This is a genomic window from Stenotrophomonas sp. TD3 (assembly GCF_001939825.1).
Taxonomy (GTDB): Bacteria; Pseudomonadota; Gammaproteobacteria; order Xanthomonadales; family Xanthomonadaceae; genus Stenotrophomonas.
The window spans coordinates 22,369-41,329 of the sequence record NZ_MOYM01000001.1 but is presented as its reverse complement, the minus strand read 5'-3'; the positions used below and the strand labels follow the sequence as shown (position 1 = coordinate 41,329).

General features: G+C 67.6%; 18 protein-coding genes. 7 read left to right on the top strand and 11 right to left on the bottom strand.

What is annotated here, in order from left to right; translation table 11 throughout:
* Window positions 1–9: 9 nt before the first annotated feature.
* The 7 genes from BKE09_RS00170 (at window position 10) to BKE09_RS00140 (ending at window position 7,560) form a co-directional block, all read left to right on the top strand.
* A complete protein-coding gene (locus tag BKE09_RS00170) occupies window positions 10–1,056 on the top strand; it encodes an ABC transporter substrate-binding protein (protein WP_075674504.1) in 1,047 nt (348 codons plus the stop codon).
* Window positions 1,053–2,096 carry an iron ABC transporter permease gene (locus tag BKE09_RS00165; protein WP_075674503.1) on the top strand — a complete coding sequence of 348 codons (1,044 nt, stop codon included), beginning with the start codon at window positions 1,053–1,055 and terminating at the stop codon, window positions 2,094–2,096. Before BKE09_RS00170 ends, BKE09_RS00165 begins: the two co-directional genes overlap by 4 nt.
* The gene (locus BKE09_RS00160) at window positions 2,093–2,854 is read left to right on the top strand and encodes a heme ABC transporter ATP-binding protein (RefSeq protein ID WP_075674502.1); all 762 of its coding nucleotides are present in this window, start codon (window positions 2,093–2,095) and stop codon (window positions 2,852–2,854) included. Before BKE09_RS00165 ends, BKE09_RS00160 begins: the two co-directional genes overlap by 4 nt.
* Window positions 2,855–2,919: 65 nt before the next feature.
* Window positions 2,920–3,669 (top strand): hypothetical protein, encoded by a 750-nt coding sequence (locus BKE09_RS00155; protein WP_075674501.1) that lies wholly within the window; start codon window positions 2,920–2,922, stop codon window positions 3,667–3,669.
* Between the two features lie 416 nt (window positions 3,670–4,085).
* Window positions 4,086–6,122 (top strand): elongation factor G, encoded by a 2,037-nt coding sequence (gene fusA / locus BKE09_RS00150; protein WP_075674500.1) that lies wholly within the window; start codon window positions 4,086–4,088, stop codon window positions 6,120–6,122.
* 299 nt (window positions 6,123–6,421) lie between these two features.
* Window positions 6,422–6,694 (top strand): hypothetical protein, encoded by a 273-nt coding sequence (locus BKE09_RS00145; protein WP_005409616.1) that lies wholly within the window; start codon window positions 6,422–6,424, stop codon window positions 6,692–6,694.
* A gap of 110 nt (window positions 6,695–6,804) precedes the next feature.
* Window positions 6,805–7,560: a SapC family protein gene (locus BKE09_RS00140; protein ID WP_014037169.1), complete on the top strand. Its 756-nt coding sequence runs from the start codon at window positions 6,805–6,807 to the stop codon at window positions 7,558–7,560.
* Here the strand turns inward: BKE09_RS00140 and BKE09_RS00135 are convergent, their stop codons facing one another.
* From BKE09_RS00135 to BKE09_RS00085, 11 genes are all read right to left on the bottom strand, one after another.
* On the bottom strand, window positions 7,561–9,888 hold the full coding sequence (locus tag BKE09_RS00135; protein WP_083663043.1) for an ATP-binding protein: 2,328 nt from the start codon (window positions 9,886–9,888) through the stop codon (window positions 7,561–7,563). It abuts the gene before it with no gap.
* Window positions 9,885–10,511, bottom strand: a complete 627-nt coding sequence (locus tag BKE09_RS00130) for a response regulator transcription factor (RefSeq protein WP_075676515.1) — start codon at window positions 10,509–10,511, stop codon at window positions 9,885–9,887. The genes BKE09_RS00135 and BKE09_RS00130 overlap by 4 nt, the downstream gene beginning before the upstream one ends.
* Window positions 10,512–10,824: 313 nt before the next feature.
* Entirely contained in the window at window positions 10,825–11,358 is a 534-nt protein-coding gene (locus BKE09_RS00125) for a lipocalin family protein (protein ID WP_075674498.1), read from the bottom strand.
* 8 nt (window positions 11,359–11,366) lie between these two features.
* A complete protein-coding gene (locus tag BKE09_RS00120) occupies window positions 11,367–12,440 on the bottom strand; it encodes a cyclopropane-fatty-acyl-phospholipid synthase family protein (RefSeq protein WP_075674497.1) in 1,074 nt (357 codons plus the stop codon).
* Entirely contained in the window at window positions 12,437–13,222 is a 786-nt protein-coding gene (locus tag BKE09_RS00115) for a DUF1295 domain-containing protein (protein WP_075674496.1), read from the bottom strand. Before BKE09_RS00115 ends, BKE09_RS00120 begins: the two co-directional genes overlap by 4 nt.
* On the bottom strand, window positions 13,219–13,764 hold the full coding sequence (locus BKE09_RS00110; protein WP_075674495.1) for a DUF2878 domain-containing protein: 546 nt from the start codon (window positions 13,762–13,764) through the stop codon (window positions 13,219–13,221). The genes BKE09_RS00115 and BKE09_RS00110 overlap by 4 nt, the downstream gene beginning before the upstream one ends.
* Window position 13,765: 1 nt before the next feature.
* Complete coding sequence (locus BKE09_RS00105) at window positions 13,766–15,025, bottom strand: cyclopropane-fatty-acyl-phospholipid synthase family protein (RefSeq protein ID WP_075674494.1); 1,260 nt, start codon at window positions 15,023–15,025, stop codon at window positions 13,766–13,768.
* On the bottom strand, window positions 15,022–15,789 hold the full coding sequence (locus tag BKE09_RS00100) for a DUF1365 domain-containing protein (RefSeq protein ID WP_075674493.1): 768 nt from the start codon (window positions 15,787–15,789) through the stop codon (window positions 15,022–15,024). The genes BKE09_RS00105 and BKE09_RS00100 overlap by 4 nt, the downstream gene beginning before the upstream one ends.
* Window positions 15,786–17,063: an FAD-dependent oxidoreductase gene (locus BKE09_RS00095; protein WP_075674492.1), complete on the bottom strand. Its 1,278-nt coding sequence runs from the start codon at window positions 17,061–17,063 to the stop codon at window positions 15,786–15,788. Before BKE09_RS00095 ends, BKE09_RS00100 begins: the two co-directional genes overlap by 4 nt.
* Window position 17,064: 1 nt before the next feature.
* Window positions 17,065–18,015 (bottom strand): acyl-CoA desaturase, encoded by a 951-nt coding sequence (locus BKE09_RS00090; protein WP_075674491.1) that lies wholly within the window; start codon window positions 18,013–18,015, stop codon window positions 17,065–17,067.
* An 81-nt stretch (window positions 18,016–18,096) separates the two neighbouring features.
* A complete protein-coding gene (locus BKE09_RS00085) occupies window positions 18,097–18,864 on the bottom strand; it encodes a hypothetical protein (protein ID WP_075674490.1) in 768 nt (255 codons plus the stop codon).
* Window positions 18,865–18,961: the final 97 nt, after the last annotated feature.

Below are 18,961 nucleotides of genomic sequence, written 5' to 3'. Positions count from 1 at the left end.
AGAACAAGCATGAACATCGCGTCCCGTCTGCGCCTGTGTGCGCTTCCGTTGGCTGTCTCGCTGGCACTGGCTGCCTGTGGCGGTTCATCGACGCCCTCGGACAGCGGCAAGTCGGTTGAGCCCGCCGCCGCAACCGCGCCTGGCGAAGTTGCGTTGCCGGCTGGCTGGCAGCGCGTGGCTGGCACCGATATGCCGGTCGTGCGCGACCAGAAGGCCGTGCTGCCGGCCAAGGTGCACTCCGACGACGGCGCCGACGTCGAGGTGGCCGATACCAGTCGCATCATCGCCGGTGGTGACGACGTGATCGCGGTGATCGAGGCGCTCGGCCTGGGCACGCAGGTGTTCGCCGCGCCGACCAACACCACCACCCAGGCCGGCCTGGCCGCGCCGCACCAGTTCCTGTTCAACCGCACCACTGGCGTGGAGGGCGTGCTGAGCCTGCAGGGCTCGCTGTTCCTCGGCAATAGCCTGCGCCGCCACACCGAACTGGCGAAGAAGCTGCGTGAGGTGGGCGAACCGGCGGTGGTCATCGACGATCTGCAGCCAGCGCCGGACAAGGTGCGCAAGGTCGCCGCCGCACTAGGGCTGGCCGAGGCAGGGCAGGCGCTTGCCACGCAGGTGCAGCGTCAGCTCGACGAGGCTGCAGCGATTGGCAAGGGCCTGGGCCATGCGCCACGAGTGATCCACGTCTCAGCCACCGGTGCCGGTGGCTCACCGACCGTTGCCGGTGCCGACAGTGCGTCGGCGCAGCTGATCGCACTGGCGGGCGGCATCAACATCGGTACCGAAGCGGGAGTGAAGAACTACTCGCAGCTGAGCAATGAGGGCGTGGTCGCGGCGGCACCGGAAGTGATCCTGGTGACCGAGCATGACCTGCAGTTGTTCGGCGGTGCCGAAGGCCTGTGGAAGGCGTACCCGACGCTGAAGCAGACGCCGGCCGGTCAGGCAAACCGGGTCTGGGTGATGCCGGATGTGCAGCTGAAGTACACCAGCGTGGGCTCCGGTGCCGGTGCGCTGGCACTGGCCAAGGCCCTGGCGGCGTTGCCGAAGGCATGAGTCCGGCGGATCGGCGCCGCCGTCGCGGACGGACGATGCTGCTGGTGGCGTTGCTGGCACTGCTGGGGGCAGTGCTGGCGTCGTTCGCCGTGGGTCCATTGCGGTTGCCGCCGCTGGAGGTGATGCAGGCGCTGGCAGTGAAGCTGGGCCTGCTTGATCCGCAGGCGGTCAGCAGTCGTGACCTGGCCGTGGTCTGGCAGCTGCGCATTCCGCGTGCGCTGCTGGGGGCGATGGTCGGTGCCTCGCTGGCGATGGCCGGCGCCAGCCTGCAGGGCCTGTTCGGCAATCCGCTGGCCGACCCCGGCATCGTCGGCGTCAGCCAGGGCGCGGCACTGGGCGCAGTTGCCGCCATCGTGCTCGGCGCGGCCGGTGCGGCCGGCTGGCTGGTGCCGGTGGCCGCGTTCGCTGGCGGCGCGCTCGCAATCGGCCTGACCTACGCATTGGCCCGGCCGGGCAAGGGGACGGGTAACGCTACGCTGCTGCTGGTCGGTATCGCGATGGCCGCATTCTGCTCGGCGTTGATCGGCTTCCTGACCTATATCGCCAGTGAAAGCGAACTGCAGTCGCTGGTGTTCTGGCAGATGGGCTCGCTGGCGCGCGCCAACTGGGCCGACGTGGCGGCGGTGGTGCCGTTGTTCGCCATTGGTGTGTTCGCGCTGCAGCGGATGGCTACGCCGCTGGACATGCTGGCGCTGGGTGAACGCCAGGCACAGCACCTCGGGCTGGATGTCACGCGTACGCGTCGCCGCCTCGTGGCCTTCAGCGCGCTGCTGGTCGGGGCAGCGGTGGCGTTTGCCGGCTCCATCAGTTTCGTCGGCCTGGTGGTGCCGCACGTGGCACGCCTGCTGGTCGGCCCGGGACACCGCTGGCTGCTGCCGTTGTCCGGGCTGCTCGGTGCGCTGTTGATCGTGGTGGCCGATACCGCCGCGCGCACATTGGATCCGCCGGCCGAGATTCCGCTGGGCCTGTTCTCGGCAGCGCTGGGTGCGCCGTTCTTCCTCTGGCTGGTGCTGCAGCAGCGCCGCAAGGCCGCGCCATGAGCGTGCTGTTGAAGCTGCACGAGGTGGTGGTGCGTCGCCAGCAGCGCGAGATCCTGCATGGCATTTCGCTGGCGTTCGAGCCGGGTACGGTGACCGCACTGGTGGGCCCGAATGGTGCGGGCAAGTCCACGTTGCTGGCCGTCGCCGCCGGTGACCTGCGTGCTGACGCAGGCGAGGTAAGCCTGCTCGGCAAGCCGTTGGCCACCTACAAGGCCGGGCCGCTGGCACGTGAGCGCGCGGTGATGCCGCAGGAGCACGGCGTGCGTTTCGCCTTCAGCGTGGAGGAAGTGGTGGCGATGGGGCGGCTGCCGCATCCGCCGGATCCGGTAGTGGATGACGCCCAGGTGGAAGCCGCCATCGATGCCGCCGAACTGCAGGCGCTGCGCCTGCGCGAGGTGCAGCAGCTGTCCGGCGGCGAGTCCGCCCGGACCACGTTCGCGCGCGTGCTGGCGCAGGACACGCCGCTGCTGTTGCTGGATGAGCCGACGGCCGCGCTGGATCTGCGCCACCAGGAACGCACGCTGCGCAGTGTGCGCGCCTGTGCCGAGGCCGGCGCATGCGTGATCGTGGTGCTGCACGACCTCAATCTGGCCGCCGGCTATGCCGATCGCATCGTGCTGCTGGAGCAGGGCAGGGTGGCGGCCGATGGCACGCCGCTGCAGGTGTTGACCGAAGGCAACCTGCGGCGGGTCTATCAGCAGGATGTGGTGGTGCTGGAGCACCCAAGGCGTGGGGTGCCGCTGGTGGTGGTGACCTGAGCGCAGGCCTGGCGTGCTCCACCGCGTATCATGCTCGACGGGATTTCCTTCAATGGACTGATGCAATGATCTGTAATGTTTCGCGTGGCGTGCTGCTGGCCGTGATGGTCGCCTCCGCAGGCGCCGCCAATGCGGCATCGACCTCGCCGGTGTCGCTGATGAGCGCGGCCGAGCAGGCTTCGCTGATCGAAACCCGGTACTCGGCCGGTGATGGCGCACCGGTCGCCGCGATGACCACCCGCTACTTTGCCAATGATGAACTGTCGGTCAGCTGGGACGACCAGCAGGTGCTGGTGCTGTGCAAGGAAGCGGCGTATCTGAAGATTCCCGCCGCCAAGCTGAAGGCCGGTGCGCTGACCACCGAGCAGCGGCAGATGATTACCTACCAGGCGGTGATGTCGGGGCTGGGGGCGATCGCAGCCGTGGCTGAAGCGGCCGGCGACGCAGTGATGGTGGCCGACGATGGCAGCGAGCTGCGCCGCACGGGCGAAAGCAACTGGGCCTACGGTGTGGAGCGGTATGACGTCACCACCCAGCGCATGGCTGACGGCGCGCTGCGGGTGCGGGCGCGCAAGACCGAAACCGTGAACAACGCCAAGCCCGCTTCGCCGGATGATACGTTCAGCACGGAGGATGATCAGGCGGCTCGCCTGTCCGAGCTGGCGCCGGTGGGGAGCTGGACCGAGGCGTTGATCCACGGCGGCCCCCGCCAGGCGCAGGTGGACCCTGCGATGTCGCTGAAGGGATGGGTGTCGATGGCGGACGACCAGGCGGCGACCGTGGCTGAGGCTCGCACGCTGCACGAGTGCAAGTAAGGCAGGGCAGGGGTCAGAGCCCTTTGCCCGTGGCAAAGGGATCCGACCCCGATGCCCGTCGGTCTCATCGTTCCATTTATGTGTGCAATATTCACTTGCGCGCCAGATTGGCAGGTCTAGAATGCGCTCCATGAACCGGATGCCGCTCCTGAAGTTTTTCACCCTGACCCGCGCAAGCGCGGAACGGGCGTGTCTGCCTGGAGCCCCACGAGGCCGTTGAGACGGCCATCGCTGGACCTTCGACAGAGCGCCCTCCGGGGCGCTCTTTTCGTTTTCGCAGTTCCATTCCCCATAACCCGATGTACCGCAAGGAGAACGTGCCATGCACCAGATCGCCGAGACCGAACGCTAGCCGCGCACCCTGTCGCCAACCGGGGTGTGCGGCCCCTGGAGTTGGCTTTGCAGGAACCTTTCTCATGAACACCCAGACCCTTTCCCGCCGTCGCAACCTCGGCATCATTGCCCACATCGACGCCGGCAAGACCACGCTGACCGAACGCCTGCTGTGGAAAAGCGGTGAGATCCATCGCGTCGGCGAAGTGCACGATGGCAACGCGACCACCGACTTCTCGGCGATCGAGCGCGAACGTGGCATCACCATCGGCGCCGCCGCCGTGCAGGCGCAGTGGGCGCCGCGCGATCTGCCGCCGCATCGACTGACGCTGATCGACACCCCCGGCCACATCGACTTCGCCATTGAAGTCGAGCGCTCGCTGCGCGTGCTTGATGGTGCCGTGGCGGTGTTCTCGGCCGTGGATGGTGTGCAGCCGCAGTCCGAGACGGTGTGGCGCCAGGCGCGTCGCCATCGTGTGCCGCTGATTGCATTCGTCAACAAGATGGATCGCGTCGGCGCTTCGTTCGAGCGCGTGCTGGAGCAGTTGCAGGACAAGCTGCAGGCGCGGCCATGGGCGCTGGGCGTGCCGTTGGGTAGCGAAAGCGGCTTCAACGGCTGGGTCGATCTGGTCGATGAGCGCGTGCTGCACTGGCAAGATGGTGCCGTAACCACGGTGACACCGTGGGACGACGCGGCGCGCACCCTGTGGCAGTCGCAGCGCGACGCACTTGTCGAGGCTGTGGCCGACCACGACGAACTTCTGGCTGATGCCTGGCTGGAAGGTCGCGCGATCGACGCCGAGCTGCTGCGTGCGGCGATCCGCCGGGCGACGCTGGCCGGTGCCGGTGTGCCGGTATTGGCCGGTGCCGCGTTCAAGGACAAGGGCATCGAGACGCTGCTGGATGCGGTGGTCGACTACCTGCCGTCGCCGCTGGATCGGCCGGCCGTCACCGCTGAAAGCGAGAGCGGTGAGGTAGTGCTGCCGCCGGATCCTGACGGTCCGCTGGCCGGCCTGCTGTTCAAGATCACCCACCAGCAGCACGGTGCCCTGAGCTTCGTGCGGCTGTACTCGGGCACCTTGAAGGTGGGCGACGCAGTGGCGAGTTCGCAGCATCCACAAGGGCGGCGCGTCAGTCGCCTGGTGCGGGTGCAGGCCGACCAGACCCACGATATCGAACAGGCCGTGGCCGGTGACATCGTCGCGGTGCTCGGCTGGAAGGATGCGGTCAGCGGTGAAACGCTGAGCGGGCGTGCGCAGCCGCTGCGCCTGGAGAACATCCAGGCACAGGCGCCGGTGCTGGCGTGGCGGTTGGAGCCGGCGCGTGCGGCCGACCTGATCCGGATGGCGCAGGGCCTGGCCAGCCTGGCCCAGGAAGATCCCTCGTTCCGTGTCGAAACCGATCGCGACACGGCGGAGACTCTGGTCTGGGGCATGGGCGAGCTGCATCTGGAGGTGATGGTCGAGCGCCTGCGCAGTGAATGGAAGGTCGACGTGGGCGTAGGTGCGCCGCGCGTGGCCTACCAGGAGACGCCGATGCGTGCGATGACCGGCGTAGTGGGCCGGCTGGTCAAGCAGACCGGCGGCCAGGGCCAGTTCGCGCATGTGGTGCTGGATGTGGCCCCGCGCGAGGACGACCAGGTGGTGTTCAACGACCGCATCGTCGGTGGCGTGGTGCCGCGCAGCTTCATCGCGGCGGTGGAGAAGGGCGTGCGTGCCGCGCTGTCGGAAGGTCCGCAGGGCCATCCGGTGGTCGGCATCGAGGTCAGTCTTGTCGATGGCCAGACCCATGCCAAGGACTCTTCGGAGATGGCATTCCATCGCGCCGGCGCCGAGGCGATCAAGGCAGCGCTGGCAGAGGGCGGCACGCAGCTGCTGGAGCCGGTGATGGCAGTGACGGTGCATTCGCCGTCGGCATCGGTGGGGGATGTGGTCGGCGACCTCAACCGACGCCACGGTCGCATTGCCCGCATCGACGACCAGGACGGTCGTGCCGAGGTCAGCGGTTTCGCGCCGCTGGCGCAGCTGGTGGGCTACACCACCTCGCTGCGCTCGCTGAGCCAGGGCAGGGCCAGCAGCGAGGCGCACCTGCATGGCTACGAGCCGGTGCGCGCTGCATGAAGAAGGTGAGGGAGCCCGTTCGCGGGCTCCCTTTTTCGTGCTGGCCGGTTCCCGTATCCACGCATGGCGTGGATCTACCAGGTGTCGTTGGGGTTTGCCCATCCACGCATGGTGCGATTCCGCCGGGCGATCGGGTTGCGGGCTCTGCAATGGATCCACGCCATGCGTGGATGCCGTTGTCAGGGAATCCGCTTTTTTTGCACTGCATCGCAACAAAGCCGCAGAAAAAGCTGGATTAAAGTGATGCCTCACGATAAATTGCGCACCCCCCGTTGCTCGCCGCCGCCCGCACCCTGCCCATGCGTGATGACAAAGATCCCGGAACCCTGGAGCTGACCCTGCCGCGCAAGCGCGGTCGTCCGCCCAAGTTCGGGTACGCGATGAGCGATGCGCAGCGGGCCGCGCGCTACCGTGCGCGCAGGGCGGGGCAGGCCAACCACGCCGACGTGCGCTCCTGCAGCGACATGGTGCTGCTGGACAAGATCCGTGCCGCGGTGAGCGCTCGCGACACCGAGCTGGCCGGTTTCCTGGTCCACGTTCTCTGGCAGCGCTACCCCCTGCAGTTGAAATAGTTCTCCGGCGGGGTGGCCGTTGTCATCGAGCTTGTTGATAATGCGGGATTCAGGTTGTTCCCGCTGGCGTGCCCGGGATGGCAGGCGCGCATGATCGAACGGTTCCCAAGATGACCACCACCAGCGACACCACCACCGAAGCGGCGCAGAGCGGCGCTCCCCTGTTCTATACCCGTCCGGTGCCGCTGCAGGCCGATGTGCATGCCGATCTGCGCATCCTGCCGGGCAAGCTCGAGTTCGCTGCCGGCAACAACGCCATTCCGCTGGTGCTGGGCGAGTTCTCGCTGGCCCTGCACCACTTCCCGATCCTGTTCGCCGGCCCCGGTGCGGTTCCGATGGCCGCCGTTGGCGTGTCCGACCAGAACCTGTTCATCAAGGACGGCCTGTGGGAAGACGAGGCCTACATCCCGGCCTACCTGCGCCGCCACCCCTTCATCTTCATCGACACCGGCGCGGAGAATGACTTCCTGCTGGGCATCGACGAGGAAAGCCCGCGCGTGGTCAAGGGTGGCGAAGAAGGCCAGCCGTTGTTCGTTGACGGCAAGGCCACCGAAATGGTGCAGCAGGCGCTGGAGTTCTGCGGCCAGTACACCCGCGAGCACGAACAGACCCTGGCCTTCTCCAAGGCCCTGACCGACAACGGCCTGCTGGTCGAGCGCAACGCCACCGTGCGTACCCCGGATGGCCGCGAGTTCAACCTCAATGGCTTCCTGGTGGTGGACGTCGAGAAGTTCGTTGCACTGCCGGAAGCGACCGTGGTCGAGTGGCACCGCAGCGGCTGGCTGGCACTGATCCACCAGCACCTGATGTCGCTGGGTCGCTTCAATGACCTGACCCGTCGCCAGGTCGAGCGCCTGGCCGCCTGATCAAGGCACTGGCAGGGTTCCCGCTGCGTGGGAGCCCTGTCCAGCCTTCAGCACGTCCAGCAGGCGCCGCGCATCGGCCCAGTCCGGCGCGGCGTCATGTGCCAGATCGGCCAGCTCCGCCGCGATGGCCGCATGCTCGCATTGGCCCAGCACCTGCAGCGTGCCCTGCAATCGGTGCGCGTGATGGCCTAGTGCCGATGCGTCCGCGCGATCGACAACCCGCTCCATGCTGTCGAGCTCATCGCGGATGTCGGCGATGTAGGCTGCGTCCATTTCAATCGTCTGCGCGGCTGCGCCCAGGCCCTCTGGTCGCGCAATGCCGAGCGCAGGCAGCAGCTGGGTGACGCGCAGCGGCTTGGCCAGTACCGCGTCGAAGCCCGAGCGACGGCAGCGTGTGCGATGACGCCGTCCGGTGCGGGCAGACAATGCGATCAGGCGAATTGCCTGCCCGGCATGCCCACGCAGTTCGCGCGCCAGCACGTGACCATCGATGCCACGCAGCCCGATGTCGATCAATGCGATGGGGCGGGGCTGTCGTGCCTGTTCGGCCAGGGCGCCAGCCACGTCCTCCACGGCGCACACCTCAGCGCCCCAGCGTCGCAGCTGTTCGGCGATGACGTGGCGATTGAGCTCGTGGTCCTCGACCAGCAGCAGGTGCAGTCCGGCCAGTGGCGTACCGCTTGTGCACAGGCCCTCGGCATCCTCGCTGGCGCTTGCCGGATACACCGGCAGGCGCAGGATGAAGCGACTGCCGCGGCCCAGCACGCTATGCACGGTGAGGTCGCCGCCCATCGCGCGGGCCAGCTCGCGCGCGATGGAAAGCCCCAGGCCGCTGCCGCCACGCTGCTGCCCACTGCTGCCTTGCTGGAAAGGCTGGAACAGGGCGGTCACCTGCGCGGGTGCGATGCCGATGCCGCTGTCGATCACTTCCAGCAGCAGCTCCCGTGGACGCGTCGCTGGCATCAGCTGCAGGCGCAGCTCGATGCCGCCGATATCGCTGAACTTCACCGCGTTCGCCAATAGATTGCTGGCAATCTGGCGTAGCGCATCGGCGTCCACCAGGATGTTCGACGGGGATGCGTCCTGGACATCGAGATGCAGCTGCAGGCCTTTCCGCTGGGCCTGAGGCCGGATCGCCTCCAGTGCCTGCCGGCATAGCTGAACTGCATCGCAGGCTTGCGCATGCGGCTTGAAAGCGCCGCTCGCAAGGCGCGAAAAGTCCAGTGCGCGGTTCAAGAGGCTGCGCAGGGATTGGCTGGCCGTACTGGCAGCGTCCAGCAGATCGCGTTCACCCTTCGGCAGTGTCGATTGCCCCAGCAGCTCGATCGAGGTCAGTACGGCCTGCGCCGAGTTGCGCATCTCGTGGCTGATCACTCCGATGGCATGTGCGCCGCTGCGATCACCGCGCGCCCGCAGGTGGCGCATTGCGAGCCACAGCAGCGGCAGGGCGATCAGCAGTGGGGCCAGCAGCAGCCACCCGCGCGGGGGCGACGCCTGCATCCACTCCAGTGCATTCCCGGCCGCGGCAGGCAGCGTCTGTCCCGCCCAGAGTCGAAGGAGGCCCGCATGCTCCTCCAGTGTGATCTCGCGCAATGCCTGTTGGATGCGCCCCAGCAGCTGCTGGTCTTCGTGGCGGACGAGCAGGTAGAGGTCGGTGGAGAAGCCGCTGTCGAACGACTGCAGGCGCAGGCTGCCATTGAAGTGGCGTCGAACCAGGGGGCGTAGTGTGGGCTCCAGGCCGATCGCCACGTCCGCCAGGCCCGATTCGACGGCGGCCAATGCCGCGTACCGATCAGGCAGGTGCCGCAGCCGGACCTGTGGGTGATGTGCGTGCAGCCAGCCGGCGTAGGGCCCGCCTTCAACGACGGCGACGACCCGCATGTCGAGTTCGTGCATCTCCCGTGGCAACCACTCGCCGGCGCGTCCGGCCAACAGGGTGGCGCCGCCACGAAAGCGGCTGGACGCGGCAAGGTCCGGGCAGGGGAGGGCCTGGTGCCTCGCCCCGCCAAAGACCATGACCAGGTCGGCCTCGTGATGGCACACCGCGAGGATCGATGCGGCGGTGGTTGGATAGGGCCGTTCCAGGAAACTGAGCTGGGCGTGCCGGGCGACCAGGTTGGCGTAGCCATGGGCAAGCGTTGGCGGTGATGACGTATCGGCCAAGGCTGCGGGCAGGGGGCGCAGGGAGGGAGTCGTGGCGACCCGTACCGTACTGCCCGGCAGCCAGCGTGGCGACCGGATATCTTCGGCCGAGGCAGCCGGCAGAAGAAGGAGCGCCAGCAGCCCCGTGGACAGGAAGCGGCGGCGCAATGGCGGCTGGCGCCTCACGGTGTCTCCAGTCGTTCGCGCAGCGCGTAGATTTCCACATCGCTGCGCAATCCCAGCTTGCGCAGCACAGCAACCTTCTGCGTGCTGACGGTCTTGATGCTGCGATGCCGGCGCAGTGCGATCTCGGAGACGGTCAAGCCTTCCAGCAGCAGGCCCAGCACCTCGCGCTCGTTGCGGCTGAGCTCGCCGCGGTCGCCGGCCAGCCTGACGTCCGGTGGAACCCGGGTCAGGCCCTGGGAAACCCGCACGATGGCGTCGGACAACGCAGGAAGCGGCTCGGCCTTGCTGACGAACCCGCTGAGTCCGGCATCGATCAGGCTGTTGAGGTTGGTGGTGGGCGAGAGCGTAGCGAAGGCCAGCAAGGGCGTGCGCGGGAAGTCCCGGCACAGCCGGGCAACCAGCTCAATGCCGCCCAGGTCGCCACGGGCGAGCGTGAGGTCGATGATGGCCACATCAACGTGCGTGGCTTGCAGGCTGCATAGCAGATCGTCGCTGCAGCCATGGCTGGCGATGATGTCGAAACGGAGGTCGCCTGACAGGTGGAGGGCGGTGCCGCGACGGACCACTTCGTGGTCGTCCAGGAGCGCCAGGCGTAGCCGACGCGGTGCAGGAAATCCATTCATGCGCGGGAGGTGGTCGGCGCCCATGGGCGTGGCCGTCATTCTGGCGCCGCTGTCGCGTCGAACATCGAATTCGTTGCGTTTTTACGACTATTCCTAAAGATCGATGGATGCTCTCCATCGATAGGCGGTGATCCATGGGCTGGGCGTATCGTCAGATTGAAAGCCGCCGGGACGCATTGTCCTGGAGGGCTCTTCTTGGGCGCTGGCGGCCTGGGTTGCAGGGCTGCCGACACCGTTCGAGAGGGTATTAATGTGACGCATCACGGCGAAGTGCCTGATCCCGAGTGAGCCGGGTCGTGGGCGGCTCCGCAATCTATCGCACCGACTGCGGTACGCGCCTCAGCTTGCCGGTGTCGTAGCCCATGGCCGCGATGCGTTGCACGGCCTGCTGGTAGTCGCTCTCGGATACCTGCGGCGTGCGTGCCATGTACCACACATAGTCGCGCTTGCTGCGCGCGATGATCGTCTGGCCGTAGTCATCGCGCAGCCAGGCAATCACATACTCGGCCTGGATCGGCCAGACGAACTGCATGCCCCAGATGGCGCCGTTGCCGTTCTTCTCGACCCGTCCAACAGGGTGCATCGACTTCTGCGGGGCGTCGAAACTGCCCTTGCGATAGGTGAAGGTCGTCTGGATGCGCCCGTCCGGCTTCAACGCATAGCTCTCCACCGCGTCGAAGGCTTCGCGCTCCGGCCATGAGGGGATGTGGGCGATCACATACCAGTCGCCCATGAAGCGTGGCACGTCCACTGATGGCGGGCGGGGCAGGGGACGGGTATCGCTGGAACTGCAGCCGGAGCCAAACAGGCTCAATGCCAGCAGGGGAAGCAGCGAGCGCATGCGCATGTCACACCTCAACGGGGGCGGAACAGATAGTGGGCGACCAGCCATTGCTGGCCGTCGTCGTAGCCGAACAGCTCGGCGCATGCCATCCAGAACATGCGCCAGCGCTGCCACCAGATCTTCGCCGTGGCCTGGCCGTAGGTTGCGACCAGAACCGGCATCACCTGCTCGCGGGCTGCATCCTGGTTGGCCAGCCAGTGGTCGGCGGTGCGCTGGTAGTGGGTGCCATCAAGCAGCCAGCGCTGATCGAGCCGCAGGTCGCGCTGGAAGTGCAGCAGCGTATCGGCCGCCGGCATCAGCCCGCCGGTGAAGAAGTGACGCCCCATCCAGTTGTCGCCACCCTCGGTTTCAAACGGGTACATCAGCGTGCGGTGGGCGAAGATGTGCACGAACAGCGCGCCGTCGGGCTTCAGCCACTGGCTGATGCGCGCCAGCAGGCGTTCGTAGTTGCGCACATGCTCGAACATTTCCACCGAGACACAGCGATCAAAGCGCGCGGTGGGCTGCTCGAGCTGGTTGACGTCGCGGGTCAGCACCTCGACGTTGTGCAGCCCCCGGGCCTGGCATTGCGCCAGGATGTGCTGGCGCTGGCTGTGCGAATTGGACACTGCCGTGATCGCAGCGGCGGGGTAGCGTTCGGCCATCCACAGGGTCAGCGAACCCCAGCCGCAGCCCAGCTCCAGGATGTGCTGGCCATCGGCCAGTCCCGCGCGCTGGCCATACAGCTCCAGCATGGCTTCCTCTGCCTGGTCCAGCGTTTCGCGCCCGGTGGGGTAGTAGCAGCTGCTGTACTTCAGATGCTTGCCCAGGCAGGCATGGAAGAAGGCCGCCGGCACTTCATAGTGCTGGCGGTTGGCCGCGTCGGTATGCAGCGCGAGCGGGCTGTCGGCCAGCTCTGCGATGCGACGGCTGAACCGCGCGGACTGGGCTTCGACACCGCCCAGCATTTCCTCGTGCAGGCGTTGCGCGCACAGGCGACGGATGCCGGCGCGTAGGGCCGCATCGGGAACCAGTCCGCGCTCGGCCCAGGCGATCAGCCCGGTTTCCGCCTCGTCGGCCGGGTTCAGTGACGGGATCGCGCTCATGCGGAATGCTCCTTGGAAGAACGGGGGAACCAGGGGAAGAACATCGGCGTGCTGCGCTGGTAGGCGCGGTAGTCGTCGCCGCGGCTGCGCAGCGCCTGCTTTTCGGTGAACGGGATGCCGCTCAGGTAGCGCAGGAATACGTACATCAGCAGCGGCCCGGCCCACGCCAGCCACCACAGTGGCGAGCCGACCGCGAGCAGGACATAGCTGAACCAGTGCAGCCATTCGAAGAAGTAGTTGGGGTGGCGGGAGTAGCGCCAGAGCCCATCGCGGCAGGTGCGGCCCTTGTTCGCTGGATTCGCGCGGAACCGGGCCAGTTGGTGGTCAGCCAGGCTCTCGCCACCGACGCTCAGCAACCAGACGAGTGCGGCGGCCACGATCCACACCGTCATGCTTGTCTGCGGATTGGCAGCCACCGCGACGAAGGGCAGGGCGAACAGCACGACCAGCAGCGCCTGGGCCATGAAGAAGCCGAAGATCTTGCCTTGATGCCCCTGCCAGTGCTCGCGCAGATAACGGTAGCGGCCGTCTTCCTGTTCGTGGCGGACCCGATGCCACAGGTGCAGGGCGAGTCGGCTGCCCCACAGGCCGCCGAGCACGCCCAGCGCCATCCGTGGCGCCGCCGCACCATCGCCTAGCAGCGCCAGCAACAAGGCCGATGCGCCCGCGCCTTTGGCCCAGAGCACATCGACCACGCCGATGTTGCGGTGGCGGCGCTGCCAGGCCCAGCCCCAGCTCATCACCAGAACCGCATACAGCAGGACCCACAACAGTTTGATCATGACGGTGCTCCGGCCAAGGGCGGCGGGAGGGTGCGGGAACCGCGACGAGCGGCCATGCACAGCAGCGAAAGCGCGATGCTCCAGCCCACACCCAGCACCAGCAGGCCCTGCCATAGCGGCGCAGTGAATCGAACCGCATCGAAACCGCGCGCTGCGGAGAGATATGCCAGCGGGGCCAGCAGCAGGCCGAACAGGGCTGGCAGGGCAGCGTGGCGCAGCAGGAAGCGCATCGAGGTGGTCAGCGTCATCGCAAACGCGGCCCACAACGCCATGATCCAGGGCGGCGGCGCCCAGCTCAGCGGAGCCGCGGCGTAGCGCACGGCGCCGCTGGCGGTGGCGCTGGCGTCGACCAGCCACGCGCAGGCCAGCGCCAACAGCATCAGCCGAAGATCCAGCCGCGGTTGCGGCGAGGTCAGCAGCTGGCTGCCAATGTAGAGCGACGCTGCCAGCAGTGCCGGCCACTGCCAGCCGCGACCGGCGCCGGCCACGGCGCACAGCCAGACCAGCTGGTTGCCAAGCAGATTGGCCCAGAACCGGCGCATCTCAACCGCCTTGACCCGATGCGCCAGCGGGACGATGCCCCGGGCGCGCCAGCAGCAGATGCGAAACGCCGATCGAACGCTCCAGGAAGCCGCCCTCGCAATAGGCCAGGTAGAACTCCCACATCCGGCAGAAGCGCGCGTCAAAGCCCTGCGCCTGCACGGCGGGCAGCTGGGCAAGGAAACGTTGGCGCCAGGCGCGCAGGGTCAGTGCGTAGGAGTGGCCGAAATCCTGCTGGGCGACCAGCTGCAGGTCGCTGGATCGGGTCTTGGCGGCCATGATCGCGTTGATCGACGGAATGAAGCTGCCCGGGAATACATAGCGCTTGATGTAGTCGACGCTGCGCCGGGCCTGTTCGTAGCGGTGGTCCTCGATGGTGATGGCCTGCAGCAGGGCGACACCATCGGGCTTGAGCAGGCGCTGCAGCGTGGCCATGTAGGTGTCCAGGTATTCGGCGCCGATGGCTTCGATCATCTCGATCGATACCAGCTTGTCGAACTGGCCCTGCAGGTCGCGGTAGTCCTGCATCAGCAGCGTCACCTTGTCCTGCAGGCCGGCGTTGCAGACGCGCTCGGTGGCCAGCGCATGCTGCTCGGCGGAGATGGTGGTGGTGGTGACGTGGCAGCCATAGTGCTGCGCCGCGTGCAGCGCAAAACCACCCCAACCGGTACCGATCTCGACCACACGGTCCCCCGGCTTGAGCTGCAGCTGCAGGCAGATGCGGTCCAGCTTGCGGTGCGAGGCGGACTCCAGCGACTCGCTTTCGCTGGCGAACAGCGCCGAGGAATACATCAGGTCCGGCGACAGGAACAGGGCGAAGAAGTCGTTGCCGAGGTCGTAGTGCGCGGCGATGTTGCGGCGGCTGCCCTCACGGCTGTTGCGGCGCAGGCGGTTCCAGCCACGTAGCAGCCAGCCGCCCACGCGCGCCGGGCCATGCTCCATGCTGTCGAGCAGATCGCGATTGCGCACCAGCAGGCGTATCAGTGCGACCAGGTCATCGCAGTACCACTCGCCCTGGATATAGCTTTCACCTGCACCGACGCTGCCCTGTGCCGCCACCTTGCGATAGAACGCCGGGTCTTCGATGGTGACCGTGACATGCAGTTCGCCGCGGGCGTCGCCCAGCCAGACCTCGCCCAGTGCGTCGCGCACGCACAGGCGACCGTCGCGCAGCGGGGCCAGCTGGGCCAGCAGGCGGCGGCGCAGGAAGGCATCCAAGGCGCCGGGGCGCGGCAGCGCGACCGAAGGAGTCATCGAGTTCATCGCGGTTTCTCGGCAAGGGTGGGGTGGTCGTGCACGGGGTTGCGCTTCAGCCACAGGCGCAGCGCCTGCCAGTGGATGGCGGCCACCACCTGGGTGGTCATCAGTGGATAGCAGGCCAGGACGCGGGCCAGCCCGCGGCCATCCAGGGCGTGCCGTTGCATGACCTGGGTGGCATCAAACTGGCGCGCGCCGCCGCGCCAGACCTGCATGTGCACGCGCAGATCCTCATCAGGGCAGTTGAACCGCCAGTCGTAATGGCAATCCATCGGCATGAAGGGCGAGACATGGAAGCACTTGTCGAACCGCCAGCGAAGTGAGGTGCCTTCATGCGTGGCCGTCGCGACTGGCAGCACATAGGCGTGCCGTTCCTTCCAGGGCGTGTTGGTGATCTCGGCGACGATGCAGTCCAGGGTGCTGCCATCGGCCCGGTAGCAGTAGTAGAAGCTGACCGGGTTGAACACGTGCCCGGCGAAGCGGAGATGGGTGAGCAGGCGGACCGGGCCGGTGGGCCGGTAGCCGAGGGTGGCTGCAGCGTGGTCGCGCACTGCATCGGCCAAAGGCTGCGCGGGATCGCCGAAGTAGTCGCTGCGACGGAACTCGGCCAGGTTGCGGCGATTGACCGACCACAGCCAGCGGTCGGCGAACACCGTGTCCAGCTCGTCCAGATCGAGCAGCAGCTGCGCGATGGGGTAGCGGAACGCATGCGGGTGTGGAAGGTGCCTGCGGTGCATCACCCGCCCGAAGTAGAGCGCACTGGCGCTCATGCGGCCACCTCGCCGGGAGCCGCCATGACCGGGTGCGGCTCGCAGGTGCGCAGGGCATCGACCACGCGGCGGGCGCTGCGGATGCCGTCCTCATGGAAGCCCCAGCCCCAGTAGGCGCCGGCGAACCAGGTGTGGCGGCGGCCCTGCAGTTCGGCCCAGCGTTGCTGGGCGCGGACCGCCGCATGGTCGTGCACCGGGTGGGCGTAGCGCAGGGTGCGCAGTACCTTGCCGGGGTCGATCGCCGCGCTGCGGTTGAGCGTTACCACCAGGGGCGTGTTGCCGGGCAGGCCCTGCAGCAGGTTCATGCAGTAGCTGACCGTGCACGGCGCGGCAGGGTCGCGGGGCACGTGGGCGTTCCATGCCGCCCACGCCTTGCGGTTGCGCGGCAGCAATGACGCATCGGTGTGCAGGACCGCCTCATTGGTTTGATAGCGGATGGCGCCGAGCACGTCGCGCTCGATGGGGTCGGCGTCACGCAGCAGCGCCAGGGCCTGGTCGCTGTGGCAGGCCAGGATGACCTCATCGAAGCCTTCCACGCCGGCCGTGCTGTGCACGCGCGCCCCCCAGGGCATGCGCTCGACCGACTGCACCGGGCACTCCAGCCGCTCATGCACCCGCCAGCGGGCGCGCAGGGCGTCGACATAGCGCGCCGATCCGCCGCTCACCACCCGCCACGGCGCACGCCCGGTCATCTGCAGCATCTGGTGGTTGGCCATGAACTGGGCCAGATAGCGCGCCGGGAAGTCCATCACCGTGGCCGTCGGGGACGACCACAGCGCGGAGGCCATCGGCAGCAGGTGCTCGTCGATGAAGGCATCGCCGTAGCGCTGGGTGCGCAGGTACTGCCCCAGCGTTGGGCCCTCGTCTTCTGCCAGCAACAGGGGGGCATCGCGGTAGAACCGGCGCAGGTCGGCCAGCATGCCCCAGAACCGCGGCGACACCAGGTTGCGGCGCTGGCAGAACAGGCCATCCAGTGAGGTGGCGTTGTACTCCACGCCGCTGCGCTCGCTGTGCATCGAGAAGCTCATCGTGGTCGGCTGCGAAGCTACACCCAGCTCGTCGAACAATGCGGTCAGCAGCGGATAGTGCTGGGGATTGAACACAATGAAGCCGGTGTCCACCGCCATGCGCATGCCATCCACCTGCACGTCGTGGGTGTGGGTGTGGCCGCCCAGGTAATCGTTGGCCTCGAACAGCGTGACGTCGTGTTCGCCGTCCAGCCACCAGGCGCTGGCCAGTCCTGCAATGCCCGAACCGATGATCGCGATGCGCATGTCAGTACCTCGCCTTGGCCAGCACCCACTCGGGAATCGGCTTGAGCCCTTTGACCAGCCCGAGCGCCGCCATCGCGCGCAGTCCATACCAGGTCAGGTCCACTTCCCACCAGCGGAAGCCCTGGCGGACGGTGCCCGGGAAGAAGTGGTGGTTGTTGTGCCAGCCTTCGCCGAAGGTGAGCAGCGCCAGCCAGAGGTTGTTGCGGCTGTCATCGCGGGTCTCGAAGCGGCGGCGGCCGAAGCGATGGGCCAGCGAATTGATGGTGACCGTGGCATGGAACAGCACGATGGTGGAGATGAAGAAGCCCCACACCAGCAGCTGTGGGCCGGAGGTGTGCAGGCCCGGTGCCCAGCGCTCCAGCCCGGCGCCCACTGCATACAGCGCTGCGGCCAGCAGTACCGGCACGGCCGTATCGAAACGGTCCAGCCAGCGCAGTTCGGGGAAGCGCGCCAGGTCCGGCACCCGCGACAGATCGGTGGCAAAGGCCTCGCGGGTCAGGAACCAGCCCATGTGGCTGCGCCAGAAGCCGCCTTCACGGGGGGAGTGCGGGTCCAGCGGCTGGTCGGCGTGACGGTGATGGTGGCGATGGTGGGCCGCCCACCACAGCGGCCCGCGCTGCACGCTTGAGGCGCCGATCACCGCGAACACGAACTGTACCGGCCGCGATGCCTGGAAGGTGCGGTGCGAGAAGTAGCGGTGGTAGAACGCGGTGATGGCGAACATGCGCACCGCATAGAGCGCTGCGGCGACGATCACCGCGGTCCACGAGATACCCACCCACAGCACCGCGATGCAGGCCAGGTGCATCAGCGCGAATGGCACGGCGCGCACCCAATCGATCCGCCCCGGCCGCTCGCCGGTGGCTTCGGCGGCGTTGCCGGTATCGAACCAGCGCTGCAGCGTGCGCAGCAGGCGCCAGCGTCGACGGGGGAGGGGCGCTACAGAGGCCATGGCGGATCTCGGCGGGTGTCGTGATGTCCTGTACGCAGCAGGATGCGCAATGGATGCGCCACGGCGCAGTAAATTTCCACTTCACCTGGGCGTCACGACGCAGCGCTCAAGCAGGGGTTGCGTCCACGCCTGTTGCCAGTCGCTTGCCGGTTGCTCGGCCGGTGGCGAGCGGAAGCGCACCGTCACCTGCGGGTAGCTGCCGCGTGCATCGCGAAGGTTGCTGGTGCCGCGGAACTCCAGCAGGCGGCGGTCGGCGGTGGCGTAGACCAGGGCCAGGCGCGGCGCGATGCCGCCGTACCAGGTGTCAAGGCTGACCTCGATTGCCTGGGCGTCGATGCCCTGCCAACGAACGGGGCCGGTGCGCCGCACCTGCACCGGGAAATAGCGCTGGCGTGCCGGCACGAGGAACGGCAGCGTGATGCGCTCGCCCCGCAGCAGCGCCGGCCAGTGCAGGCGCACCGCTGCGTCGAATCCCGCATCGATCACCGCATCCGTCGGCAACGCAAGCTGGCCCTGCCGCAGCGGGCTTGTGCCATCTTCCTGCCAGGAGATCGACACCGAATCGCCGGCGGCCTCCACCTCGGCCTTCTGGCCGCTGCGACGGTCCTCGAGCGAGTAGCCTCGGGCCTGCGGCCGGGTGCTTGCCGGCAGATGCTTGCGGGCGAATGGCTGGCCGTCCGGGCATTGGTACAGCACCCAGCGCTCGGCGCCCTCCGCTGCCTCGCGCCGCCAGTGCACCTCACGGTAAAGGACGGCGCCCTGGCTGGAGGTCGCCACGCCCTCGCTTCGCAGCCAGGGCGCCGCCAGCGCGGCATGGGGCAGGCACAGCAGCAGCCAGGCAATGCGCATGGCGTTCATCCGGAGGGGAAGGGCTCTGGTGATACGGCGGGAGGGGGTGGTTGGATGCGTTGGGTTGCCTGCATCCAATTGCTGCCCCTGCGCGTAC